26 protein-coding genes and 1 pseudogene are annotated in these 23,898 nt (G+C 74.3%); 8 read left to right on the top strand and 19 right to left on the bottom strand.

Going from position 1 to position 23,898, the window contains the following annotated elements; translation table 11 throughout:
- Positions 1-4: 4 nt before the first annotated feature.
- The 13 genes from FMM08_RS12485 to FMM08_RS12425 all read right to left on the bottom strand — a co-directional run bounded on the left by FMM08_RS12485 (position 5) and on the right by FMM08_RS12425 (position 13,126).
- Entirely contained in the window at positions 5-2,446 is a 2,442-nt protein-coding gene (locus tag FMM08_RS12485; RefSeq protein WP_222710720.1) for an FdhF/YdeP family oxidoreductase, read from the bottom strand.
- Between the two features lie 83 nt (positions 2,447-2,529).
- Positions 2,530-3,333: a hypothetical protein gene (locus FMM08_RS23035; protein WP_187279732.1), complete on the bottom strand. Its 804-nt coding sequence runs from the start codon at positions 3,331-3,333 to the stop codon at positions 2,530-2,532.
- A 178-nt stretch (positions 3,334-3,511) separates the two neighbouring features.
- Positions 3,512-4,510: a glycoside hydrolase family 130 protein gene (locus FMM08_RS12475; protein ID WP_147926711.1), complete on the bottom strand. Its 999-nt coding sequence runs from the start codon at positions 4,508-4,510 to the stop codon at positions 3,512-3,514.
- A gap of 37 nt (positions 4,511-4,547) precedes the next feature.
- Entirely contained in the window at positions 4,548-6,638 is a 2,091-nt protein-coding gene (locus FMM08_RS12470; RefSeq protein WP_147926710.1) for a hypothetical protein, read from the bottom strand.
- Positions 6,635-7,522, bottom strand: coding sequence for a carbohydrate ABC transporter permease (locus FMM08_RS12465; protein WP_222710719.1), 888 nt, complete (start codon positions 7,520-7,522; stop codon positions 6,635-6,637). The genes FMM08_RS12470 and FMM08_RS12465 overlap by 4 nt, the downstream gene beginning before the upstream one ends.
- The gene (locus tag FMM08_RS12460; protein ID WP_147926709.1) at positions 7,519-8,514 is read right to left on the bottom strand and encodes a carbohydrate ABC transporter permease; all 996 of its coding nucleotides are present in this window, start codon (positions 8,512-8,514) and stop codon (positions 7,519-7,521) included. The genes FMM08_RS12465 and FMM08_RS12460 overlap by 4 nt, the downstream gene beginning before the upstream one ends.
- On the bottom strand, positions 8,514-9,806 hold the full coding sequence (locus FMM08_RS12455) for an extracellular solute-binding protein (RefSeq protein WP_147926708.1): 1,293 nt from the start codon (positions 9,804-9,806) through the stop codon (positions 8,514-8,516). Before FMM08_RS12455 ends, FMM08_RS12460 begins: the two co-directional genes overlap by 1 nt.
- A 60-nt stretch (positions 9,807-9,866) precedes the next feature.
- Positions 9,867-10,949, bottom strand: a complete 1,083-nt coding sequence (locus tag FMM08_RS12450; protein ID WP_147926707.1) for a LacI family DNA-binding transcriptional regulator — start codon at positions 10,947-10,949, stop codon at positions 9,867-9,869.
- Positions 10,950-11,099: 150 nt separating this feature from the next.
- Positions 11,100-11,753 (bottom strand): Pr6Pr family membrane protein, encoded by a 654-nt coding sequence (locus tag FMM08_RS12445; RefSeq protein ID WP_147926706.1) that lies wholly within the window; start codon positions 11,751-11,753, stop codon positions 11,100-11,102.
- An 8-nt stretch (positions 11,754-11,761) separates the two neighbouring features.
- Complete coding sequence (locus FMM08_RS12440; RefSeq protein WP_147926705.1) at positions 11,762-11,971, bottom strand: hypothetical protein; 210 nt, start codon at positions 11,969-11,971, stop codon at positions 11,762-11,764.
- A 63-nt stretch (positions 11,972-12,034) separates the two neighbouring features.
- A complete protein-coding gene (locus tag FMM08_RS12435) occupies positions 12,035-12,229 on the bottom strand; it encodes a hypothetical protein (protein ID WP_147926704.1) in 195 nt (64 codons plus the stop codon).
- A gap of 4 nt (positions 12,230-12,233) precedes the next feature.
- Positions 12,234-12,428, bottom strand: coding sequence for a hypothetical protein (locus tag FMM08_RS12430; protein WP_147926703.1), 195 nt, complete (start codon positions 12,426-12,428; stop codon positions 12,234-12,236).
- A 53-nt stretch (positions 12,429-12,481) separates the two neighbouring features.
- Complete coding sequence (locus FMM08_RS12425; RefSeq protein ID WP_222710718.1) at positions 12,482-13,126, bottom strand: hypothetical protein; 645 nt, start codon at positions 13,124-13,126, stop codon at positions 12,482-12,484.
- Between FMM08_RS12425 and FMM08_RS12420 the strand changes: the two genes are divergently transcribed.
- Positions 13,125-13,622, top strand: a complete 498-nt coding sequence (locus FMM08_RS12420; protein ID WP_147926701.1) for a pyridoxamine 5'-phosphate oxidase family protein — start codon at positions 13,125-13,127, stop codon at positions 13,620-13,622. The genes FMM08_RS12425 and FMM08_RS12420 overlap by 2 nt on opposite strands.
- A 26-nt stretch (positions 13,623-13,648) precedes the next feature.
- Positions 13,649-14,329, top strand: coding sequence for an HAD-IA family hydrolase (locus FMM08_RS12415; protein WP_147926700.1), 681 nt, complete (start codon positions 13,649-13,651; stop codon positions 14,327-14,329).
- Here the strand turns inward: FMM08_RS12415 and FMM08_RS12410 are convergent.
- Together FMM08_RS12410 and FMM08_RS12405 are read right to left on the bottom strand one after the other, a co-directional pair.
- A complete protein-coding gene (locus FMM08_RS12410) occupies positions 14,305-15,054 on the bottom strand; it encodes a hypothetical protein (RefSeq protein WP_147926699.1) in 750 nt (249 codons plus the stop codon). The genes FMM08_RS12415 and FMM08_RS12410 overlap by 25 nt on opposite strands.
- 68 nt (positions 15,055-15,122) lie before the next feature.
- A complete protein-coding gene (locus FMM08_RS12405; protein WP_147926698.1) occupies positions 15,123-15,599 on the bottom strand; it encodes an SRPBCC family protein in 477 nt (158 codons plus the stop codon).
- A 57-nt stretch (positions 15,600-15,656) separates the two neighbouring features.
- Here FMM08_RS12405 and FMM08_RS12400 point away from each other — a divergent pair, with 57 nt between their 5' ends.
- Positions 15,657-17,084, top strand: coding sequence for a dihydrolipoyl dehydrogenase family protein (locus FMM08_RS12400; protein WP_147926697.1), 1,428 nt, complete (start codon positions 15,657-15,659; stop codon positions 17,082-17,084).
- Positions 17,085-17,154: 70 nt separating this feature from the next.
- On the opposite strand, the gene FMM08_RS12395 is transcribed toward FMM08_RS12400, so the two are convergent.
- Positions 17,155-17,712, bottom strand: a complete 558-nt coding sequence (locus FMM08_RS12395; RefSeq protein ID WP_147926696.1) for a 2'-5' RNA ligase family protein — start codon at positions 17,710-17,712, stop codon at positions 17,155-17,157.
- Positions 17,713-17,808: 96 nt separating this feature from the next.
- Here FMM08_RS12395 and FMM08_RS12390 point away from each other — a divergent pair, with 96 nt between their 5' ends.
- Positions 17,809-18,555 carry a hypothetical protein gene (locus tag FMM08_RS12390; RefSeq protein ID WP_147926695.1) on the top strand — a complete coding sequence of 249 codons (747 nt, stop codon included), beginning with the start codon at positions 17,809-17,811 and terminating at the stop codon, positions 18,553-18,555.
- 121 nt (positions 18,556-18,676) lie between these two features.
- On the opposite strand, the gene FMM08_RS12385 is transcribed toward FMM08_RS12390, so the two are convergent.
- Positions 18,677-19,234 (bottom strand): TetR/AcrR family transcriptional regulator, encoded by a 558-nt coding sequence (locus FMM08_RS12385; RefSeq protein ID WP_147926694.1) that lies wholly within the window; start codon positions 19,232-19,234, stop codon positions 18,677-18,679.
- Positions 19,235-19,333: 99 nt separating this feature from the next.
- On the opposite strand from FMM08_RS12385, the gene FMM08_RS12380 reads away from it, so the two are divergent.
- Positions 19,334-20,875, top strand: coding sequence for an MFS transporter (locus tag FMM08_RS12380; protein WP_147926693.1), 1,542 nt, complete (start codon positions 19,334-19,336; stop codon positions 20,873-20,875).
- Here FMM08_RS12380 and FMM08_RS12375 read toward each other — a convergent pair.
- Entirely contained in the window at positions 20,856-21,206 is a 351-nt protein-coding gene (locus tag FMM08_RS12375) for a hypothetical protein (protein WP_147926692.1), read from the bottom strand. The genes FMM08_RS12380 and FMM08_RS12375 overlap by 20 nt on opposite strands.
- 25 nt (positions 21,207-21,231) lie before the next feature.
- Between FMM08_RS12375 and FMM08_RS12370 the strand changes: the two genes are divergently transcribed.
- From FMM08_RS12370 to FMM08_RS12360, 3 genes are all read left to right on the top strand, one after another.
- Positions 21,232-21,678, top strand: coding sequence for a hypothetical protein (locus tag FMM08_RS12370; protein ID WP_222710716.1), 447 nt, complete (start codon positions 21,232-21,234; stop codon positions 21,676-21,678).
- Positions 21,679-21,797: 119 nt separating this feature from the next.
- Complete coding sequence (locus FMM08_RS12365) at positions 21,798-22,154, top strand: hypothetical protein (RefSeq protein ID WP_147926691.1); 357 nt, start codon at positions 21,798-21,800, stop codon at positions 22,152-22,154.
- A gap of 34 nt (positions 22,155-22,188) precedes the next feature.
- Positions 22,189-23,625 (top strand): glycoside hydrolase family 32 protein, encoded by a 1,437-nt coding sequence (locus FMM08_RS12360; protein ID WP_187279731.1) that lies wholly within the window; start codon positions 22,189-22,191, stop codon positions 23,623-23,625.
- Between the two features lie 133 nt (positions 23,626-23,758).
- On the opposite strand, the pseudogene FMM08_RS24120 reads toward FMM08_RS12360, so the two are convergent.
- A pseudogene (locus tag FMM08_RS24120) lies at positions 23,759-23,898 on the bottom strand (IS110 family transposase); the annotation flags it as partial.

Genomic DNA, 23,898 nt, shown 5'->3' with positions numbered 1-23,898 from the left:
AGGGCTAGCTGAGGTGGTGCGGCTGCACCGGGTCCTTGTGGTGGTCACCCGCCGGCGCGCCGGTCGTGCCAGCCGCCGAGCCACCGGTCGTGGTCGCTGACCGGCGCAGCGTGATGACGACGCCCTTCGACGTCGGCGTCCCGCTGTGCTCGGCCTGGGAGTCCAGCGGCACGAGCGCGTTGGTCTCGGGGTAGTACGCCGCCGCGCACCCGCGCGGGGTCTCGTAGACGACCACGCGGAAGCTCGGGGCCACCCGCTCGACGTCGTCCTCCCAGACGCCCACGAGGTCCACGTGGTCGCCGTCGGCGAGGCCGCGGTCGCGGGCGTCGTCGGCGTTGAGGAACACCACGCGGCGGCCCTGGTGGATGCCGCGGTAGCGGTCGTCCAGGCCGTAGATCGTGGTGTTGTACTGGTCGTGGCTGCGCATCGTCTGAAGCACCAGCTGGTCGTCGGCCACGGTGAGCACCGACAGCGGCACCGCGGTGAACACCGCGCGCCCGCCCGGCAGGTCGAAGGTGCGGGAGTCGCGCGGCGGGTGCGGCAGCTGGAAGCCGCCGGGGGCGCGGACCTTCGCGTCGTAGTCGTCGCAGCCCGGCACCACCTTCGCGATGCGCTGGCGGACGGTGGAGTAGTCCTCGGCGAAGCCGGCCCAGTCGATGGCGCCGGTGGCGTCCGTGCGGCCGCGCAGGGTGGCGGCGGCGACGCCCGCGATGATCGAGACCTCCGAGAGCACCCCGGGCGCCGGCGGCGCGAGGCGCCCGCGGCTGGCGTGCACCATCGACATCGAGTCCTCGACGGTGACGAACTGCTCGCGGGGCTTGCCGACAGCAGAGCCCGGCCTCGTCGATCGGGCGATGTCGCGCTCGGTGCGGCCCAGCGTCGGCAGGACGATCGCCGTCTCACCCGCGACGGCGTGCGAGCGGTTCAGCTTGGTGGAGACCTGCACCGTCATCGCGCAGTTCTCCAGGGCCTGCTCGGTGGCGGCGGTGTCGGGGGAGGCCTGCAGGAAGTTGCCGCCCATCCCCATGAAGAAGCGGACGTGACCGTCGCGCATGCCGCGGATCGTGTCGACGACGTCGTGGCCGTGCTCGCGCGGCGGTTCGAACCCGAACTCGTCGCGCAGCCGGTCCAGGAAGTGCTGCGGGGGACGCTCCCAGATGCCCATGGTCCGGTCGCCCTGCACGTTGGAGTGCCCGCGCACCGGGCACAGGCCCGACCCCTGCACGCCGATGGCGCCGGTGGCCAGGTGCAGGTTGGTGATCTCCTTGATGGTGCCGACCGCGTTCTTGTGCTGGGTGATGCCCATGGCCCAGCAGGTGATGAAGCGCGGGGAGGCGACGACGAGCGCGGTGGCCTCGTCGAGCTGGGCCGGGGTGAGGCCGGTGGCGGCGAGCACCTCGTCGCGGTCGACCCTGCGCACGTGCTCCTCCCAGGCCTCGAAGCCGGTGGTGCGGTCCTCGATGAACGCCCGGTCCAGGCGGCCGGCCTCGACGACGGCGCGGCCGAACCACTGGAACAGGGCGAGGTCGCCGTTGGCGCGGATCGGCAGGTGCAGGTCGGACAGGCGCTCGCCGATGAGCATGCCCCTGGGCGTCTGCGGGTTCTTGAACCCCATCAGCCCGGCCTCGGGCAGCGGGTTCACCGAGATGATCTTCGCGCCGCCCTTCTTCGCCGTCTCCAGCGCCGAGAGCATGCGGGGGTGGTTGGTGCCCGGGTTCTGCCCGGCCACGATGATCAGGTCGGTGTCGTAGAAGTCCTCGAGGTGGACGCTGCCCTTGCCGATGCCGATCGTCTGGGCGAGGGCCACCGACGTCGACTCGTGGCACATGTTGGAGCAGTCGGGCAGGTTGTTGGTGCCGTAGGCGCGCACGAACAGCTGGTAGGCGAACGCCGCCTCGTTGGACGTGCGCCCCGAGGTGTAGAAGGCGGCCGCGTCAGGCGTCGGCAGGGAGCGGAGCTGCTCGCCGATGAGCGCGAACGCCTCGTCGTAGCTGATGGGCTCGTAGTGGTCGGACCCGGGACGCCGCACGACCGGCTCGGTGAGGCGACCCTGCTGGCCCAGCCAGTAGTCGGTGCGGCCGGCGAGGTCGCTCAGGGGGTGGCGGGCCCAGAAGTCGCGGGTGACGCGGCGGCGCGTGGCCTCCTCGGCCACCGCCTTGGCGCCGTTCTCGCAGAACTCGGCCGTGTGGCGGTGCTTCGGGTCGGGGTCCGGCCAGGCGCACCCCTGGCAGTCGAAGCCGTCGACCTGGTTCAGCTTGAGCAGGGTCTGCGCGGTGCGCAGCGGGCCCATCTGCTCCACGCCGTGGCGCAGCGCGACGGCGACGGCGGTCGCGCCGGCGGCGCGGTCGTGGGGGTGACCGACCCGCAGGTGGGCGTCGTCGACGTCGTCCACCGGTGCGTCCGTGCGCACGGGGAGCTTGACCGGCCAGGGGAGCTTCGTCGCCACCCCCGCAGACTAGATCAGGACGGCAACCCCGCGCGAGGACTGATACATCAGTCTCTCGGCAGTGGGTGGGCAGGTGTCGAGCGTCAGCGCACCACCGGCACGTCGACGCGACGCCCCCGCCACAGGCCCGCGGGCACCGACGCCACCGCGGCGCCGACCGCGCCGTAGAACAGCCAGATCGCCGGCCGGCGCTGGGAGGCCAGCTGCTGGTCCGCCGTCCGCTCCACCTGCTCCCGCCCCACGGTCACGGTGCACGTCTGGCCGGGAGCCATGGGCTTGTTCAGGCAGCGCGGCTCCACGGCGTTCCACGCCCACAGGCCCACCGCCGCCAGCACCACGGCGAGCGCCAGCAGCCGGATGACGGGCCGCCGGCTGGCCAGGCGGGTCCGGCGCACCGGCCCCGCCTCGACCGACGGGTACCGCCGACGACGGCGCTCCTTGGCGATGCCCCGCTCGTACTCGACCAGCGCCTCCGCGACGAGGGCCGGGTTCGCCGTTCCCCCCGGGGGTGTCAGCCGCTCGACGACGGTCTGGCGGCCCTGCGCCGCCCTCGCCTCGAACTCCCGCCACTGCGCCCGGCCGGTCGGCGACTCCGCCCGGCGGGCCAGCACGAACCCGGCGCCCAGCCCCGCCACCAGCAGCACCGCACCGACCGGCACCAGGATGAAGGGCTGCCGCTGCTGGGCCGCCTGGCGCTCGCCGTAGGACTGCAGGTCGTAGGAGCTGGAGCTGTAGAAGGAGCACCGGTCGCCCGGGAGCATGACGTCGTCGCCGCAGCGCACGGGGCCGGCAGCCAGCACCGACCCCCACACCACCAGCGCCGCACCGATCACCACGAGCACCCAGACGGGCCGCCGGCTCGCCCTGCGCTGGACCTGCTGCTCCACGTCTGCCTCCGTGCTGGGGGTGGGGGTCGGCCCGCGACCCTAGCGCCGGTCGCGGGCCCCCCGCCCCGTCGTCGTCCCCGGTCCCCCTTCCGCACTTGCCGCGGAAAGTGCGCCACTCGCGGAGTCGGACGTGCACTTGCCGCGGAAAGTGCATCAGAGAGAGCGGGGTGGGGAGCCGTCAGGCGGGGGACAGCACCGCGGTCCGTGCGGAGAGCGACGACCCGCCGAAGCCCTCCCCGGCAGGCGCCACGGCCACGCCGAGCGTCGAGTCCGACTGCCCGTAGTAGGCGAACCACGAGCCCTGGAACTGCACCAGGCCCTCCACGAACGTCACGTTGGAGACCAGCCCGTGCTGCTCCTCGGCGGTCCGCGGCTCCAGCCACGGCTGGTCGAGCTTCGCCACCAGGCGCGTCGGGTCGGCCGGGTCGAAGAGGGCCTGCCCGCACACGTAGCGCACGCCGCCCTCGGGCAGCTTCACGGCGGCGTTGTAGACCAGGCAGATGAGGCCGTTGTCGAGGAGCACCGGCGGCGGGCCGACCTCCACGAGGAACTCCGACCACGTGCCCGGCTCCGGCTCCAGCACGGGCCGGTCGGACACGAGCCGCCAGTGGACGAGGTCGTCGGACTCCGCGAGGTAGATCGAGCCCTCGCCCACGTACATGAGCCAGCGCCCGTCAACCTGCACCGGCAGGATCCCGCCGGCCTTGGTCCACGGGCCGGTGGGTCCGCCCTCGTGCCCGGCGAAGCTGTTGAGCTCCGGCAGCACCACGCCGTGGCGCTCCCAGGTGCGCAGGTCGGTCGAGGTGGCCAGGCACAGCAGGGCGCGCTCGCCGTCGTAGGCGCTGTAGGTGAGGTAGTACGTGCCGTCCACCTCGGTGACGCGCGGGTCCTCCACGCCGTGCACCTCGTGGGGCTCGGCGGGGGAGAACACCGGGTCGGGGTCGCATGTGAAGTGGACGCCGTCGCGGCTGCGGGCCAGACCGACGTGGCTGACGACGTCGTCGGCGTGGGCGCGGTACAGCAGCACCACCTCCTGGCCGTCGGCGCCCTCGAACCCGTCGACGACGAGCGCCGCCGGGTTGTACACGCTGCCCGACTCCCACGTGGTCCCGCGCGGGGACAGGATCGGGTTGCTGGCGTGGGGGGTGAACGGGCCCAGGGGGAAGGTCGCGGTCATCGGAGTCGGGTCCTCTCGGTCAGGTGGGTCGGGTCGGTCAGCGGGTCAGGGAGGTGCTGACGGTGGTCGAGCGCTTCCCGTCGGGGGTGGACAGGGTGAGGGACGGCGTCTGGGGCACCACGAGGACGGCGTCCAGCGAGGCCGGCCCGGCGTCGGCGGCTCCGCTGGAGGTCACCACCAGGGCGTCGGCGCCCTCCGGCAGGGGCACGCCCAGCGGCAGCGCCCGCAGCGACCCCGGTCCTGCGGAGACGCCCTGCTCGACACCGCGGAGGTCGACGTCGCCCAGCGCGGTCGTCCTCCCGGTCTCCATGTCGAGGGCGGCCACGGTGAGCCTCGGCGCCGGAGCGCCCCTCTGCGCGGCCAGGTCCACGACGACGGACGCCCACCGCGGCCCGGGGCCGCCAGCCGCGGGCAGCGCGAGCTGCGTCGCGGCGCCGGTGGGCAGCGAGCGGTACGCGCCACCGGACCACTGCGCCTCGCCGGTCCACGCCTTCCCCTCGGGGAGCGTGACGACGCTGCCGGTCGGTGCCGTGCCGGACGCTGCGCCGGACTCGCCCTCCACCAGCTGCAGCCCGTCGCGCTTCGTCACGCGCGTCTGCTGCGTGGCGATCGCCTTCGCGGCCGGGTGCTCGTCGAGCGCGAGCGCGGCGAGGAAGCCGTGGATCGTCGACTCCGCCCCGGAGTTCCTGTTCACGGAGCGGTCCGCGTTGATGCCGTCGTTGGTGACGCCCGTCTTCGGGTCGTAGACGGGAACGCCCGCGGGGTTGGCGCCGAAGAACCACGCGCCGGCCGCGCCGGCCACCTGCGTGCCGAGCTTCCGGTCACCCGTCTCGTCGGCGACGGCGAGCACCGATGCCAGCCGCGCGTCAGCGCCGTAGGCGATCTGCGACCTGTCGACCGGTGCGGGAGCGAGGGAGTTGTCGGGCCCACCGGAGGCGAGCAGCAGCGGCGTGAACACGGTCGTGTCGTCGATGGCGGGGGAGAGCAGCGACGGGTCGCCGAGCACGTCGGAGGCCTCGGCCAGCGCCGCCGGCATCTGCGCGCCCCACGCGTGCCACTGCGACCGCGACTGCGTCCACGGCAGCACCGCCCCGAACGGGTGGGTCGGCGCCGCCGTGCCGCGCCCGCGGGTCGTGACGTCGGTGGTGGGTGGCGTGCCCATGGCCGCGACGCCCTCGGCGTACTTCCGCAGCGCCGTCCTGGCCTTCTCGACGACGGCGGGGTCGGCGGCCCTGCCACCAGCGCCCACGAACGACGCCAGGCCGAGCACGGCCTCGCTCGTCGCGTCGGCGCCGCCGGTGATGAGCCAGCCGGGCACGCGGTCGCCGTCGGCGACCTGCCACTGCCCGTACCTCCCCAGGCTCTGGCGCTGCAGCGCGTCGACCGACAGGGACATCCGCTGCGCCAGGAACGCCGCGAACTCCCGGTCGCCGGGGGCGTCCGAGGCGGCGAACGCCGCGTACCCCTCGCCGAGCGCCCACACGGTGCGTGCCAGCCAGTACGACTCCGCGGAGTCGCTCGGGTCGGGCAGCTCCACCGGCTCGGCGCTGCGGTTGAGCAGGCCGTCCGGCTGCATCCACAGCACCACGTTCCCGGCGTCCGGACCGTCGGCCACCTGCAGGTAGGTCGTGCCGCGCAGCAGCTCGTAGGCCTGCTCGCGGCTGGCCGCGTCCCCGGTGGCCCGCCAGTGGCGGGTGAAGGCGACGGCGGCGCGGGTGACGTCGTCGGCGTTGAACGCGCCCTGCGTCCAGTGGCCGGTGGCGGCGTCGTAGGTCCCGCCGCCGATGAGGTCCCAGCCGTCCTTGCTGGTCACACCGGGCCGCGCCGGGCCCCCCGGCGGCTGCGAGGGCTCGGCGTACGTCCACAGCACACCGACCTGCGGCTCCTCGGCCAGCCGGTACGTCGTGTGACCGGTCTGTGCCGGTGGCGCCACGCGCGTGGTGAGCGTGGTCAGGTGACCGGTGTTCGCCAGTCGCTGCCCCTGCGGCGCCTTGCGGTCCGCCTGGCCCTGCTGGCCGGCGGCCGGCGGCTGGGCCGGCGCTGCCGCTGCCGGCGCGGCGAGGCAGGTGCCGCCGAGCAGCAGCGCGGTGGCCACCGCGGCGGCGCGCGTCGTCGTCGTGATGGTCATCCCTTGACCCCCGCGGAGAGGTTGGTGGCGGTGAAGTGCCGCTGGAACACGAGGAACAGGCCCACCGCGGGGGCGGCCAGCACCACCGACCCGGCGAGCACCGCGCCGTAGGGGTTGGAGGTGGTCGCGGCGACGTTGGCCGTGTAGTTGGCCAGTGCGACGGCGAGCGGCTGCATGGAGGCCTCCTTGGTGACGAGGAACGGCCAGAGGAACTCGTTCCACGGGCCGATGAAGGTCAGCAGCACCACCGTCAGCAGGGCCGGGCGCACCAGCGGCAGCGCCACCGACCACAGGACTCGCAGCTCCGAGGCGCCGTCGATGCGGGCCGCGGAGAACAGGTCGGGCGGGAGCTGCAGGAAGAACTGCCGGAAGACGAACACCGCGGTGGTGTTGACCAGGAACGGCAGCACCATGCCGAGGTAGGAGTCGGCGAGCCCGTAGGTGCGCACGGTCAGCACGTACAGCGGGATGGTGAGCAGCTGGAACGGGATGACCTGCACCAGCAGCACCATCGCGAACAGCGTGCCGCGGCCGCGGAAGTGCAGGACGGCGAGGGCGTACCCCGCCAGCACCCCGAACACCAGCGTGCCGACGATCGCGCCGCCGGTGATGACGCCGGAGTTGAGCAGCGTGCGCCACAGGTCGATGGAGCCGTCGATGTTGGCGTAGTTGGCTCCTGTGAGGCCCCCGGACGGGACGAGCCCGCTGATGGAGGTGTCCGGCTCCGCCTGCAGCGAGCCGATCACCATGAGGTAGAAGGGCAGCAGGAACGCCAGCGCCCCGAGCGTCAGGACGGCGGGCACCACCCACCGCGACGCCCCGCCCCTCTTCGTCGGCTGCTGGTCCGGTCGCTGCTCGCGGACGGCGGTGGTGGTGGTGCTCACGACTCGCTCCTCAGCAGTCGGCGGTTCAGGAGGACCAGCAGCCCGACCAGCACCACGAGCACGATGCCGAGGGCGGACGCGGTGTCGGGGTTCCCCTGCTCGATGCCCAGCTGGTACATGAGCAGCACGGGCGACGTCGACGCGCCGTCGGGGCCGCCACCGCCGGTGAGCAGGTAGGGCTCGGTGAAGAGGTTGGCGCCGGTGATGGTGGCGAGGATGACCACGAGGGCCGTCGTGGTCCGCACGCCCGGCACGGTGACCGTGAAGAACTGCCGGACGCGGCCGGCGCCGTCCATGGAGGCGGCCTCGTAGAGGTCCTTGCTGACGTTCTGCAGCGCCGCGAGGTAGAGCAGCACGAAGAACCCCAGCTGCTTCCACGCCACGAACCCGGCGATGCTCGGCATGGCGAGGCTGCTGTTCACCAGCCACGACGGGTCCGGCGCGAGCGGACCGAGCAGCGAGTTGACCACCCCGTCACCGCCCAGCAGGAACAGCCAGACGCCCACGAGGGCCACGCTCGCCGTCACGTACGGCACGTAGAACGCCACGCGGAAGAACGTCCGCCCGCGGGCCGCGCGGTTCAGCGCCACCGCGAGCACCAGCGCCAGCGCCACGGTCAGCGGCACGTTGATGACGAGGAACACCGCGATGTTGAGGAACGCCTGGTGCACCTGCGGGTCGGTGAGCACCTGCCGGTAGTTCTCGAACCCGACGAACGGGTGGTCCACCTCCACACCGGGCGCGGAGAAGAACCAGTCGTGGACGCTCATCCACGCGGCGAGCACCACCGGGTAGGCGAACACCGCCGCGAGGAACACCGCGTACGGCAGGGCCAGCAGCACCCCGATGGGGTGGCGCCCGAAGGCCCGCTGCAGGCCGGTGAGGCCGCGACGCGGCGGTCGGCCGTCGGAGGCGCTGGTCGTCGTCGACCCCCTCCCGCTGGCTGACGACGACGACGCGGAGCCCGGGCGGGCCGGCGTGAGGGCGCTCATCACGGCACCTCCAGGAGGTGCTGGACCTCGCCGTTCGCGTCGCGCAGGGCGGAGTCGACGGGCTCCTTGCCGAAGATCACCGAGCCCGTCCACGCGTTGCGGACGTCCTGCCAGATCTCCACGGAGTTCTTCACGTTGGGCACCTCCACGGTGCGGGCGGCCTGCTGGGCGAAGGGCGCGTACGGGGCGCCGTCCGGGCTGGCGAACCAGTCGGCGTAGGTCCGCGCGACGTCGGCGCGCATCGGCATCTGCCCGGTCTCCGTCAGCAGGGCGCGGTCGGCGTCGGCGCTGGTGGTGAACTGCAGGAAGTCCCACGCCGTCGCCTGGTCCTGGCATGCGACGGGCAGCGAGACGTTCTTGGCGTCGGAGAACGTGTGGACCTGGTCGGCAGGCTCGCCGTTCGGCGTGGGGACGGGCACGACGCCCCAGTCGACGTCCTTGCCGTACACCGACACCGCCCACGGGCCGACCATCGCCATGGCGGCCTTGCCGTCGGCGAAGGCGTCTCCGGTGTACGCCTCCTTGGGGGAGAGGTCCTTCGCGTACATCTGCCGCCAGAAGCCCGCGGCGTCGAGGGCGGCCTGGGAGTCGACCTGGGCCTCGCCGTCCACCACCAGCTGCTGGCCGCCGCTGGCGGCGGCGTACAGCGGGTACATGTCGAACCACGACTGGAAGAACTGGCTGGCCGGCGAGGGCCAGATCGCCGACGGCGCCGCACCCGAGCTGACGATCTTCTCCGAGGCGGCGAGGACGTCGTCGTAGGTGGACAGCTGCGGGTCCTCGGGGTCGAGCCCGGCCTTGGCGAACAGCGTCTTGTTGTAGATGACCATGACCGGGTTGGACTTCCACGGCAGCTGGTAGAAGTGCCCGTCCGGGGAGCGGTACTGCTCAGCGGCCTGCCCCGTGCGCTGGGTGATGTAGTCCTCGCCGCCGGGCATCGTGTCGAGCGGCACGAGCCCGCCCTGCTTGACGAACTGCGGCACCGCCGCCGGCGAGGTGTTGTAGATGAGGCAGGGCGTGGTGCCCGCCGCGATCGCCGCGCCGATGACCTCCTCGGAGGACTTCCCCGCGGGGATCTGCTGGGCGGTCACCCGCTGGTCGGGATGGGCGGCGTTCCAGGCCTTGACCTGCTCCTCGCCCCAGGCGACCTCCTGCTCGTTGTTGGACAGCCAGATGGTGATGGGGCCGCGGCCCTGCGGGTTCCCGGGGCCCTGCCCACCACCGCAGGCGGCGGTCGTCGCGGTCAGCAGCACTGCCGCGGCCACCGCTCCCCATCGAGCGCTGGTCCTCATGCGTCCTCCTCGTCGCTGCTCGTCGAAGCTCTCGTCGTGGTGGTGGCTGGATCGTGGTGGTCAGGTGGGTGGAGCGCCCGTCGAGCCGCGGACCACCAGCCGGGCGGCCGGCAGGTCCGGCGAGCCGGGGCGGTCCCCGGCGGCGCGTCGGCCGTCGTCGTCCTCGAGCAGGTCGAGGAGGGCGTCGGCGGCGGCGCGGCCCCACGCGGCGGCGTCGCTGCGCACGGTGGTCAGCGGGGGCGAGAGGTGAGCGGCCAGCGGGGCGTCGTCGAAGCCCGTGACCGACACCTCCTGCGGCACGCGCACTCCGGCCGCCGCGAGCACGCCGAGCGCCGCGGTGGCCATGAGGTCGTTGGCGACGACGAGCGCCGTCGGAGCACCGGCCGCGCCGAGCGCTGCGCGGGCGGCCAGCCAGCGGTGGGCGGCAGCCGCGCCGCTGGCGGCGGAGAAGTCGCCGTCGAGCACGGTCGGGGTGTCGAGCGCGTCGCCGTGCGCGGCGACCGCGTCGCGGAACGCCTCGAGGCGGTCCACGCCGTGCACCAGCTGCTGGGAGCCGGTCACGTGCGCGAGGCGCCGGTGGCCGAGCGCGACGAGGTGGTCGACCGCGGAGCGGACCCCGGCCCTGTCGTCGAGGGCGACCTGGGGGAGGGGGGCACTGCTCGTGGTGGAGCGCTGGTGGCCGACCGCGAGGGCCGTCAGGCCGAGGTCGGCGAGCAGGGCGGGACGCTCGTCGTCGACGCGGAGGTCGGTGAGCAGCGCGCCGTCCACGCGGCCCGCGGCCAGGCGGCGGTAGGCCTCGCGCTCCTCGGCCGGCGTGGTGACGACGTGCAGCACGAGCGCCTGCCCGCGCGGGGACAGGGCTGCCTCGACACCGGCGATGAAGGGCGCGAAGAACGGGTCGGCGCCGAGGTGCTCCGGCTCGCGGGCCAGCACGAGCCCGAGCGCGTCGGCGCGGTCGGTGGACAGGCTGCGGGCGCGGGCGCTGGGCACCCAGTCGAGCCGCTGGGCCACCTCGAGCACCTTCTCGCGGGTGCCGGCCGCGACGCGACCGCGACCGGTGAGCGCCATCGAGACGGTGCCCTTGGAGACGCCCGCCTCGCGCGCCACGTCGGCGATCGTCGCCCGCGCACCCCTGTGTGCCATGCAGGTAGTCAAACCGGTTCAACTCGGACGTGTCAAACCGGTTCAACCGCCAGCGCTGCTTCCGTCCCTCCTGCACTCGCCGCGGAGAGCGCGCCACCGAGCGCACCCTTGGCGCACTCGCCGCGGAAGGTGCGGAGGAGGAGCGGCGGGTCAGCGCGTGGACGAGCGACCGGTGAGCGCGGGCAGGCGTGCGTCGAGGAGCTTGATCACCACGGCGAGCACCACGGCGCCGGCGAAGACCTGGAGCCCTCCCAGCAGCGCACCCCAGAACCCCAGCAGCGTGGCGTCGAGGAAGCCGTAGGGGTACCAGCCGGTCACCGCACCGCGGACGTAGGTGTAGGCCAGCCACGCCACCGGCCACACGAACGCCAGGGCCACCAGCCGCCACGTCAGCCGCGGGCGGGGCCCGAACACCAGCCACACCAGCGGGAAGGCCACCGGCACGACGTCGTGGAAGATCGTGTTGGACACCACCGACCAGCCCGTGGGGTGCTCCGTGGCCGCGAGCAGCACCGCGTACACCACTCCGGTGGCCGCGATGCTCAGCAGCGCGTCCAGGTGCAGCACGCGGAACAGCGCGCCAGTCGGCTCGGGGCGCAGCGCGAACGTCCCGGACACGGCCAGTACCAGGATGTTGCTGAGGATGGTGAAGTAGGAGAAGAGGTTGGCCAGCCTGTCGGCGAGTCCCAGCTCCACCACCGCGCCCCCGCTGGCGCTCGGGCCGCCAGCCACGGTCACTGACACGTCCACCACCAGCCCGACCACCACGAGCACCGCGATGACGCCGTGGCAGGCGCGGAACACCGGCGGCCTCAGCGGTCGGTGAGGAGCTTCAGGACGGCGAAGGCGCCGACCCCGATGAGCACCGGCCACAGCCACGGCGCCCGCCGCCGCCCGCCGGCGTCATGCCCGAACTCACCGCGCCTGCTGCGGACCACCAGGTTCACCACCAGCACGGCGAGCACCGCGGCTGGCACGGCGGCCAGGATCCAGACGGGGAAGCCCTCGGGCACGGGGAACACCCGACCATCGTCGCGGACCCCGGTCTGGCGGTCGACCCGGCACGCGAGGAGTCCGCGCCGTCGTCAGCCCTCGGCTCGCGGCCCTGGGGCGGCGGGCGGCGTCGGGCCACCACCGAGGGAGCGGTCCGCGTCGGCAGCACCGTGCCGCACGCCGAGCCGGACCACCCAGTAGAGGACGACGACGCCGACCACCGCCACGAGCACGGGCAGGACCATGCCGACGAGGAGCAGCGCGGGGTCGTCGAACAGAGCGCGCACCGCGTCACACCCCGTCCGTCGGAGGAACCGGTCGTCCGGCTGCCCCCGGGCCCGGCGGGGCCTGGCGACGGCGCGCGTCGACCAGGCCGTGCCGCACGCCCATCCGCACCGCCCAGTACAGCGCGACGACGACCAGCGCCCACAGGAGCAGCGGCACGAGCGTGAGCACGACCGACTCGAAGGGGTTGATGGCGATCACGCGATCACGCTAGGGCCGTCCGACCACCAGAGGAACCTCCCGCGCCGACGGGATCAGCGGACGCTGCGGTGGCCCCGGCTGCGGTAGACGCGGCCACCACCCCAGACCTCGGTGGTGCGCACCGCAGCCTCGTACTGCGCCCGGTCGAACACGAGGTCGCGCAGGCCGGTGAAGAGCACGTCGGGGTCGGCGAAGCGGAAGCGGGACCACACCACGGCCTCGTCGTCGACGTCCACCACCGCGCTGAACGGCCCGCAGCTGCAGATGCCGCAGCCGCAGCCGAGGAGGGCGGTGTCGTCGTCGAAGCTGCTCAGCACCGGCTCGCCGAGGTAGTGGCGGCTCGGCCAGCGGACCTCCTCCTCCACGAGCCCGTACCACCCACCGGGCATGGGCGTGGGGCCCGAGCGCTCCCGGCGTCCACCGGCGGCCAGCTCCAGGAGAAGCGGCAGCGGCTTCCCGTTGACGTGAGGGAGCACCGTGGTGAACCGCCCCGCACCGAGCTCTTCCTCCACGTCGTGGAACTCGACGACGTCCACCGCCACCTCCTGCTGCACCGCGACCGAGACCGCTCGCGCACCGGGCGAGCCGGCGATCATGCAGCCGCGCGGCCGTCGAGCGCAAGCAGGAGGCACCTGCAGGTCGGCGAAGCTGGTGCGCCGAGGGGGTGGATCGGCCCCCGCGGGGTAGGTGGCGGTCATGGCTCATGACGAGGACCCCGCAGCGCAGACGAAGAAGGTCTCCAAGCTCATCGCCGACGAGCGGCAGGCGATGTTCACCACCACCGCTCCCGACGGCACGCTCATCAGCCGCCCGATGGCCGTGCAGGAGGCGGAGTTCGGCGGTGACCTGTGGTTCTTCGCCGAGGCCAGTTCCCGCAAGGTGGCGCACCTGGCCCACGACCCGCAGGTCAACGTCACCTTCGCCAGCTCCGACAGCTGGGTGTCGCTGACCGGTCGAGGCTCGGTGGTCCGCGACCCCGCCAAGAAGCGCGAGCTGTGGAACGCGGTGGTGGAGGCGTGGTTCCCGGACGGGAAGGACGACGACGGGATCGTCCTCCTCCACGTCGACGGCGACTCCGCCGAGTACTGGGACAGCCCCGGCGGCCGCGTGGCGACGGCGCTGAGCTTCGCGAAGGCCAAGCTCACCGGCAAGCAGTACTCCGGCGGCGACAACGCGAAGGTCGACCTCCCCTGATCGAACGGCGCGGGCAGGATGGTGGCGTGACGCCACCGACGACGCAGCCGCCTGCCCGCGCCGTGCTCTTCGACGCCGACGGCGTGCTGGTCGACTCCCACGCCGGCTACCGCCGCGTCTGGGACCGCTGGTCCGCGGTGCACGGACTCGACCCGGACGCCGTCCACGCGGCGACGCACGGGCGCCGGGTGCTGGACACCCTGGACGAGGTCGCCCCCCACCTCGACGCCGCCAGCGAGGTCGCCCGGCTCACGCAGCTCGTGGACTCCGACCCCGACGCGTTCTCCCTCTACCCCGCTGTGCCCGCGCTGCTGGCGCAGCTGCACCCGCAGCGGTGGGCGGTCGTGACCTCCGGCGACGACTTCCGCGTCCGCGACCGCCTCCGCGCGGGTGGCGCTCCCGTTCCCGACGTCGTCATCGGCGGCGCCGCTGTCACCCGCGGCAAGCCCGACCCCGAGGGGTACCTCCTCGCCGCCCGGCTGCTGGGCGTGTCGCCAGCCGACTGCATGGTCGTCGAGGACGCCCCCGCCGGCGTCTCCGCGGGACGCGCTGCGGGCATGCGCGTCATCGCACTGACCACCTCGAACCCCGCCTCGGCCTTTCCCGACGCCGGCGACGCCGCGGACCTCCTCGTCGTCCCCACCCTCGCGGACGCGGCCCCGCACCTGCTCTCGTGGGCGGCTCAGGCGCAGCCGTCCACCTGGTAGCGGCACAGCCGCTCCCACGCCTGCTGCGCGTACCCCGCCACCAGCGTGCGCGCCGAGCTCATCGACGACTCCCCACCAGTGGCCCCCACCAGCGTCACCGCCGTCCCGCGGCGCGTGACCGCCACGGCGTCACCGATGCCGTCGGCGGCCGGGTCCGTGCGGGTGACGCCGTAGTAGTCGGTGACGACGCTCGTGCCCGTCGCCCCGACGTCGAGCCCGGCGACGAGGTACCGGGTGTCGCCGCCGTCGCTGCCGGGGGCGTTCGCCGCGCACGCCCCCGCCGCCGCAGCGACCCGCGACGCCTCGGTCTGCGCGGCCTGCGCGTCGGAGAACACCGCCACCTGGTGCACCCCGACCGGCACCTCGAACTGCCCGTCACCCTGCCGCACCGACAGCATCGCCGCCGCCGCCGACGGGCTGCCCAGGTCGCACCCGGTGGACAGCACCCACGGCTCCACGCCCGCGGTCACCGCGCGCGGACCGCCCTCGGGCTGCAGCGCGCCGGCGGGCAGCAGCACGTCCTCGGGCAGGTCGGTCGGCACGGGTGTCGCGGGCGCGCTGCTGGTCGACGTCCGCGGCGCGGGCGGCCCGCTCGCCGGCCGCTCGGAGGCGGTCGGCGAGGGCTCGCCGTCTGCTGCGCCGGCGCTGCACCCCACCACGCCCAGCAGGACGACGACGGCGGCAGCGGCCGAGACCCGGGAGCGCAGCGACGTCGTCGTCCTCATCCACTGATGGTGGCCGAGGCGCGGCGCGAGGTCCACGCCCCGCGGGGCGCGCCCACGGACGCCTGGGATCAGCCGCGCTCGGCGAGGGCGGCGAGCCGGTCGACCGAGGCGCGCAGCTGCTCCGGTCCGGTGGCGCGGGCGCGGGGGAGGCGCCTGTCGTCGGTGAGCTGGGACCAGTCGTAGGTGTGCGTGACGCGGGTCAGCGACGGTCCGAGCGGCTCCAGCTCCCAGCGCCACAGGTGCCCGGCCGGGGGCTCACCCTCGCTGGCCGGCCGCCACGCGAGGCGCCGTCCCTCGGAGAACTCCACCACGTGGTTCTCGCGGACGCTGCCCTGGGTGATCGTGGTCCGGAAGACCTGGCCGACCGCTGTGACGCGCTGGTCGGGCTCGGCCTCGGCCAGGTTGTCGTTGCCGTCCCAACGGGGCTGCTGCGCCGGGTCGGCGATGAGGTCGAAGAGGGTCGCGGTGTCCGCGGCGACGTCGCGGCTGGCGCTGACCACGCGGTGCTCACCGCGGCCGGGCCCGTCAGGAGTGGTGCTGCTCACGCGGGCATCGAACCACTCCGCGGTGCGAGGTCACAGGGCCCGTGGAAGCGTGACGGTGTGAGCTCTCCGGTGCAGGAAGACGCGCAGGACTACGACGTCGTCGTCGTCGGGGCGGGCCCCGCCGGCACCGCCGCGGCGCTCCACGCCCGCCGGCTGGGGGCGAGCGTCGCGGTGGTCGAGGCCGCCCGCGTCGGGGGCACCTGCGTCAACACCGGCTGCGTGCCCACCCGGGTGCTCGCCAAGGCCGCCCGGCTGGTGCGCGACGCCCGCGGCGCCGGCGCGCACGGCATCGAGGTGGAGGGCGTCAGCGTCGACTGGGAGCGCGTGGTGTCCCGCGTGCACGCCCGCGTGGACGCGGTGCGCGCGGTGAAGCGCGAGGGCGAGCGGTTCGACGAGGCCGGTGTCGACCTCTTCACCGAGGGGCGCGCCCGCTTCGCGGACCCGCACGTCGTCGTCCTCGACAGCGGCCGGCGGCTGCGCGCGAGCACCACGATCCTCGCGGTGGGCGGGCACTCGCGGCGGCTGCCGGTGCCCGGGGCGGAGCTGGCGCTCGTCCCCGAGGAGGTGCTGCACCAGCCGGCGCTGCCGCGGCGCGTCGCCGTCATCGGGGCGGGGAACACCGGCGCGCAGCTGGTCACGGTGTTCTCGGCGTTCGGCGCGCAGGTGACGCTGCTCGACCTCGCGCCGCGCATCCTGGCCTTCGCCGACCACGACGTCTCGGCGCACATCGCCGCCGCGTTCACCGCGCAGGGCGTGCGCGTGCTGACGGGCATCGCGGGCGTGGAGCGGCTCGAGCGCTCGGCGTCCGGCGCCGTGGTGCTGCACTGGCTCGACGACGCCGGCGCCGCCACCAGCGACGAGTTCGACGCCGTTGTCATGGCCACCGGCTGGCCGGCGGCGGTGGAGGACCTCGGCCTGGAGGCCGCGGGCGTGGAGCACGAGCGCAACCGCATCCCGGCCGACGAGCACTACCGCACCAACGTGCCGCACATCCTCACGGTCGGTGACGCCATCGGGCGCGACATGCTCGTGCAGGCCGCGCAGTTCGAGGGGGAGACCGCCGCTGCCAACGCCGTGCTCGGCGCGCAGGCCCGCCGGCCCCACGAGCTGCTGCCCTCGGGCGGGTTCACCGACCCCGACTACGCCGGCGTCGGGCTCACCGAGGAGCAGGCCCGGAGGCGCGCACCCGGCTGCCGCGTCGCCACCGTCGGCTACGACGCGCTCGACCGCGCCGTCATCGACGACCGCAGCGGCGGCTTCCTCAAGCTGGTGGTCGACTCCGGCCGCACGAGCATCCTCGGCGCGCACGCGGTGGGGGAGAACGCCGTCGAGGTCATCCAAGCGGTGACGACGGCGATGGCCGCCGGCGTGGAGCTCGCCACGCTCGCGCAGGTCCGGTTCGCCTACCCGACGTACAGCGCGGTCATCGGGCTGGCGGCCCGCCTGGCGCTGTCGCAGGAGTCCGACGCCTCCTCCCTGCACTGACTTGCGACGGAGCGGCCGTGAGGGGTCGCAACCCCGACACGTCGTGACACCGTTCCGACGATCCGTGGCATCAAGAGCCGAGGGGCAGCTCCCGGAGCGCGCGCCACGACGCCGGCGCCGTCGTTCCGGCGATGAGGTGTGCCGAGCGCACCCTCGTGCGCACCGGGAGGAGTGGCTGGACATCGCCCTCTGCCACGCGCAGGGCGCCGGGCCCGCCCGTGCGCGCCTCGCCGACGGTGAGGTGCGGGGCCGAGCCGTCGAACTCACCGCCGTAGGGGCGATGGTCGGGGAAGGCGGCGACGACCGCCCGGGTGAGCGCGACGAACGGCTCCGCGGGGTCGGGGGCGAGCCACAGCACCGCGTCGCCGAACCACGCCGTGCCGGCGAACACCGCGTCGAAGGCGGGCACAGAGGCGATGGCCAGGACGAGCGCGGCGATGACGTCGTCGTCCAGGTCGGCCGGAGGGACGAAGGGGAAGAGCACCGTCACGTGCGCGGGGACGCCCCAGGCCGCGGAGCTGTCGAGGCGCTCCCGGTGCTGGCGCACCACGCCCTCCGCCTCCGGGACCAGGACGACGACGCCGGTCAGCGTCGGAGCGGGGGCCGCTGGTGAGGGAGTCAGCGCCATCCCCGCACGCTAGCGATCACCGGCTGGTCGCTGCGCTTGCAACGGAGGGTGACGGGCTGCAAGCGTCTGGCAAGCACCCGCTGTGACTCTGCGTGCATGACGACGACGATGACGACCAGCAAGCACCTTTCGCGACGAGGAGCGCTCGCGGCCGCGGGCGCGATGGCGGGCGCGGCGATGGGGCTGGCGACGGCGGCCCCGGCGAGCGCCGCCCCGAGCGACCGGACGCTGGTGGACGCGTGGCACCGCGACTTCCTCCAGCGCGGAGCGACCGACGCGGACGTCGACAGGTACACCTCGTTCATCGCCTACTACGGCGCGATCGCCGCCGCGGACGACCTCACCAAGACCCGCGAGCACGCGGAGCACCAGGTGGGGCAGCTCTACGGGAAGCACCTGCAGCGCCAGCCCGACCCGGGCGCGGCCCACTGGATCGACGGGGTGGCCGAGGGCCGCTTCCCGCTGGAGTGGGTGAACCAGAACATCCTGGCGAGCCCCGAGTACGCGGCCCTGTGGGCGAAGGTCTACAGGTCGTCGAAGCCGTCGTACACCGCCGGCGCGTGGATCAACACCCTCCTGAACCGGAGGGCGTCCGCTGACGAGACGGCCTCCTGGGGCAGGCGCATCCAGAAGTCCGGCCGGCTCGGCGCGCTGCGCGACCTCTACTACACCGACGAGGCCGTCTACCAGCGCATCAACGGCCACTACCTGGAGCTGCTGGGACGTCCCGTGGACGGCGGCGGCTACTCCTACTGGTACGGCCTCGAGACCAAGGACGACCGCGGCGTGCAGGTGCGGATCGCCGCGTCGCCGGAGTACCGCGAGCGCAGCGGCGACCGCTGACGCCCCATCGATGCAGAAGACGCCCCTTCGGCGGAACCTGGCACGGACGAGGGGGCGGGCGCCGGGACGTGGCGCGGAGGTCCGTGATCGTCTCGGAGGGGGCCGGGGAGAGGGGAGGGGGTCAGCGGCGGGTGAGGTCGAGGACGGCGGCGAGCACGCGCTCGCGGTCGTCGACGAGCGGGGCGTCGCCGTACAGGGGCGCCATGCAGATGCCGTCGGCGGCGGCGATCGCCAGCGTCGCCACGAGCGGGTCGAGCCCGTCGGCGAGGAGGCGGTCCCGCCAGCGCTCGGCGTCGGCCTGCATCATCGCGGCCACCGCCGGGTCGGTCTGCAGGTGCACGAGCAGCGTGGTGGCGCGGCGGGTGCGCTCGGCGTCGGCGGCCGACGCGAGGGTGGCCCGGGCGTAGGCACGCGTCAGGCGCCCGGGCGCGTCGTCGTCCTCCTGGGCCAGGGCGGTCTCGACCTCGTGCTCGAACTCGTCGAGGAGCTGCTGCGCGACGGCGTGCATCAGCGACTCCTTGCTGCGGAAGTGGTACAGCAGTCCGCCCTTGGTGACCTGGGCGCGCGTGGCGATCTCCTCCAGGCCGGCGCTGCCACCGCGCTCGGCGACCACCTCGGCGGCGGCGCGCAGCACCTGGTGCCGCGTCTCGGCGGCGGTCCTGCCGGTGGTGCGCCCCATGTGCGTGCGTCGTCCTCTCGTCGCGTCGGGTTGACATCGTGCCACCCTCCACGGTTACTGTACTGACCGGTCAGTGCAGTAACTACTCGGAGGATGACGATGGCCACGCCGGCCCTCGACGCGCAGCAGACGTCACACGAGCCCACCCAGCAGCGAGCCGCCGGCTGGCGCGAGTGGGGCGGGCTCGGCGTGCTCGTGCTCGCCGTCGTCCTGCTCGCCGTGGACGCCACCGTGCTGGCGCTCGCGGTGCCCGCGCTCACCGCCGACCTCGGCGCCACCTCCAACCAGGTGCTCTGGATCGGCGACATCTACTCGCTCGCCCTCGCCGGCCTGCTGGTGACCATGGGCAACGTGGCCGACCGGATCGGTCGCAAGCGCCTGCTGCTCCTCGGCACCGCCGCGTTCGGCCTGGCCTCCCTCGGCGCGGCCCTGTCGCCGTCGGCCGAGGTGCTCATCGCCGCCCGGCTGCTGCTGGGCGTGGCCGGCGCCACGCTCATGCCCTCCACGCTGTCGCTGATCCGCGGCATCTTCAGCGTGCCGCGCCAGCGCACCCTCGCGATCGCGATCTGGTCCGCCGGCGCCTCCGGCGGCGCCGCGCTCGGCCCCCTCGTGGGCGGCGCGCTGCTGGAGCACTTCTGGTGGGGCTCGGTGTTCCTCATCAACCTGCCCGTGGTCGCGGTCCTGCTGCTGGCCGGCGCCTGGCTGCTGCCGGAGTCGAAGAACCCGAGCCCGGGGCCGATCGACCTGCGCTCGGTGGTGCTGTCGCTGGTCGGCCTGGTCGCCGCGGTGTACGCCGTGAAGCACCTGGCCCACGAGGGCCCCGACGCCGTCGTCGTCCTGTCCGGAGCGGTGGGCGTGCTCGGCCTGGTGGGGTTCGTCCGCCGCCAGCGCCGCCTGGAGCACCCGCTCATCGACGTGGAGCTGTTCCGCAGCAAGGCGTTCTCCGGCGCGGTGGCGGTGAACTTCGCCTCCGTGTTCCCGCTCATGGGCCTGCTGTTCTTCTTCTCGCAGTACCTGCAGCTGGCGCGCGGCTCCAGCCCGCTGCAGGCGGGTCTGCAGGAGGCGCCGCTCATGCTCTCCGCCATCGGGGCCATCGCCGTCATCGGGCTGCTGCTGCCCAGGCTCGGGGCCGGGCGCACCGCCGCCGCGGGGCTGCTCGCGGCGTCGGTCGGGCTGGTGCTGCTCGCCGTGGCCGAGGGCGCCTCGAGCTACCTGTGGCTCGCGCTCACGCTCGTGCCGATCGGCCTGGGCGTGGGGCTCAGCCAGACCGTGGCGGTCGACGCCGTGGTCAGCGCCGTGCCCTCCGAGCGCGCCGGCGCGGCCTCCTCGATCTCCGAGACCGCGTACGAGCTGGCCGCGGCCCTGGGCATCGCCCTGCTCGGCTCGCTGCTCGGCGTGGTCTACCGCGCGGGCCTGGACCTGCCCGTCGGCACCGACCCGGCCGTCGCGGCCGCCGCGGGGGACTCCCTGGCCGGGGCGCGCGCGGCGGCCGGGGCCGAGGGCCCGGCGTTCGAGGCGGCGCGTGAGGCGTTCGTCCACGCCATGCAGGTGACCTCGCTGACCGCGGCCGTGATCACCGCGGTGGCGGCGGTGCTGGCGTGGCGGATGATCCCGGCCCGCCTCAGCGGGGCGGCCCACTGATGCGGCGCCCCAGGGCGTAGCCGAGCAGACCGGTGGTGGCGGCCAGCGCCAGGGCCGCCACCACCGCAGCCGCTACCTGCGGCGGCGTCAGCAGAGTGGGAGCTCCCGCCACGTAGGCGAAGTCCACTGGCTGCAGCGGGCTGGAGGCGAACCACCCGAAGCTGCTCTCCGACATGCCGGTGCTCGTGAACACCACGACGGCGCCCACCAGCACCACGAGGGCGACGACGACGGCGACGGTCAGGGCCCGGCTGCTGCGCACGAGGGCGATCATGCTCCTCGCACGGCGGAGGCGGCGCTCGTCGTCGTCCTCCTCCGGGTGCGTCTGCACCTGGCGTGCGAGCGAGGATGGCCGCGTGGACGGCGCGGAGCAGCACGACGGGCGTGACGAGGCCTGGATCGCCCGTCGTCGGGAGGCCGCGGCCGCCCAGGCCGACCGGCTCGCGCGCGCCGAAGCCGCTGAGACCGCGGTCGCGCGGGAGCAGGTCCGCGACTTCGTCGAGCGCGCCCGCGCCGCGGGGCTGCCCAGCGAGGAGCTGCGGGTGGTCGACGCGGGCGGCGGGCGCTACCGCACCGGCGTGCAGGGGTGGGTGCTGCGCCGCGACGGGCGCGCCGGGGTGGGGGAGGACGGGGCGTTCTACCTCCTCGCGGTGCCGCTCACGGGTGCCGAACGCCTGGTGGCGCGGTTGCGCGGCGTCCGCGTGGCTCCCAGCGACCCGCCTCTGGTGTGGGGCCGCGGAGGGCGCGACGGAGACTCGATCGCGCTGGCCGAGCTGCTCGAGCGGCGACTCTCGGGAGGGTGACGCAGCGTGGCCCTCGACCACTCCCACGGGTGTCCCGGTGGCCTCTCAGGCTCCTCGCAGCACCGCGTGTTGTGCCGTTCTGCCCCAACTGATCACACCGTGCGATCTATGGTCGACCGGTGACCCGCTCCGACCGCCCCCTCCGCACGCCGCGCGTCCCGCGCCTCCGCCGTGCCAGCGGCGAGGTCGTGCCGGACGCCGCGCCGCCCCAGACGCCCCAGCCGCCGAGGCTGGCGCCCGCGCCCGGTCGCGCCAAGACCCCCGCAGCCCGCGGCGCCCACGCCCTCGAGGTGGTGCAGCAGCCGATGCCCGGCCACCTCTACCTCGACCCCGACGTGCCCGCCGACGAGGTCATCGACCTCACCTGCGGTCCGTGGACCGGGCGCGCCAGCCACGTCTGGACCGGCGTCGGGTGGGCGCGGCTGGTGCCGGGTCCCATCGCCGTCGTCCCCACGAGCCGTCCCAAGGTCGGCTGACCCAGCACCTCCCCGGTCGGGAAGGATGGGCGGTGTGACCCGCCCCCTCCTGCACCTGACGCCCACCACCGGGTGGATGAACGACCCCAACGGCCTGGCGCAGTTCGGCGGCGTGCACCACGTCTTCTTCCAGCACAACCCCGACGCCCCGACCTTCGGCACGATGCGCTGGGGCCACGCCACCAGCCCCGACCTCGTCCGCTGGACGGAGCACCCCACGGCGCTGACCCCGCAGGCCGACGGGCCGGACGCCGGCGGCTGCTGGTCGGGCTGCGCGGTGGACCTGCCGGGCGGTCGACAGGCCGTCCTCTACACCGGCGTGCAGCCCCCCGAGGCCGGCGGGCCGCAGCGCGCGGTGGCCCTGCGGGCCGTCGCCGACGACGCCTCCCTGGTCACCTGGCAGCCCGACGAGGAGCCGGTCATCGCCGACTGGCCCGAGCTCGACCCGGCGCTGACGGACTTCCGCGACCACGCCGTGCTGCGCACCCGCGACCCCGCCGGACGGCTCCACTGGCGCCAGGTGGTCGCCGCAGGCACCGCCGGGCACGACGGCGCGGGGAAGCTCCTCTCCTACGCCACGACCGACCCCGAGCTCCGCTCCTGGGAGTACGAGGGCGTCTTCCTCGACGCCGCCGCCGCCGGCCTGGACGCCCACGTCTTCGAGTGCCCCGACGTCTTCGCCCCCGGTGGGGACGGCCCCGGTGAGCTGCATGGGGAGGAGGTCGTGGTGGTGCTGTCCTGGTACTCCAAGGACCCGGACGCCGAGCTCCACCACTCCTCGGGAGCCGTCTGGCTCACCGGCAGGCTCGAGCAGGCCCCCGAGGGCGGCCCGGTCCGCTTCGCCCCCGAGCGCCGCGGCGTGCTGGACCTGGGGTCGCGCTTCTACGCGCCGCAGTCGTACACCACCGCCGACACCGGCCGCCGGATCGCCTTCGGCTGGCTGCGCACCCAGGACGACCCGGCCAGCGCCGGCCGCACCAGCGTCGGCGCGCAGTCGCTGCCGCGGCGCTGGCGCGTGGTCGGCGGTCGGCTGCAGCAGACGCCGGTGGCGGAGGTCAGCGACCTCGCGGGCGACGTCGTCGTCGAGGTCGACGAGCTCAGCGGGACGGTCGCGCTGCCCGCGGCGGCGCAGGCGGTGGTCGTCAGCCTGCAGGTGGTGGAGCCCGACGGCTCCGACGGGGCAGCAGCGCTGGCCGCGAGCAGCCTCGTGCTCGTGGCGCCCGACGGCCACCGCACGCTGGTGGACCTGTCGGCGTTCGGACGCTCCACCACCGAGCACCTCGTGGACGGCCTGTGGCTCCCCGAGGCGCCGCGGGTGCGCTGGGCCGACGTGTACGTCGACACGGGCATCGTCGAGGTGTTCAGCAGCGACGGCCGCGCCGCGGCCAGCAGCGACCTGGCCGCGGCGTCCGTCGCCGCCGTCGAGGTGACCGGACCCGTGCGCGCGTCGGTGCGGGTGCTCACCCTCTGACAGACCCTCCGTGATCATGGACGTTGCGCACGAGAACGCCCGTGATCACGGACCTCGTGCACGGAGTGACCCGCGAACGCGTTGATCGGTCGGGCGTCGAGCGGGCAGCCTGGGGGGTGTCCCTATGTCGTTGTCAAGCCGCCAGGGTTACCTCGCCGCTCGTGCTGAAGGGCCGCGGGCGGTAGGGCTGGCGGTCGCGCAGCATCGCGAACATGACGTCGATGCGACGGCGGGACAGGCAGATCAGGGCGGCGTTGTGGCGGCGTCCCTCGG

The organism is Quadrisphaera setariae, from assembly GCF_008041935.1.
In the GTDB taxonomy this organism is placed as follows: Bacteria; Actinomycetota; Actinomycetes; order Actinomycetales; family Quadrisphaeraceae; genus Quadrisphaera; species Quadrisphaera setariae.
The sequence above is the reverse complement of the archived record's forward strand: the minus strand, read 5'-3'. Positions and strand labels throughout refer to the sequence as shown.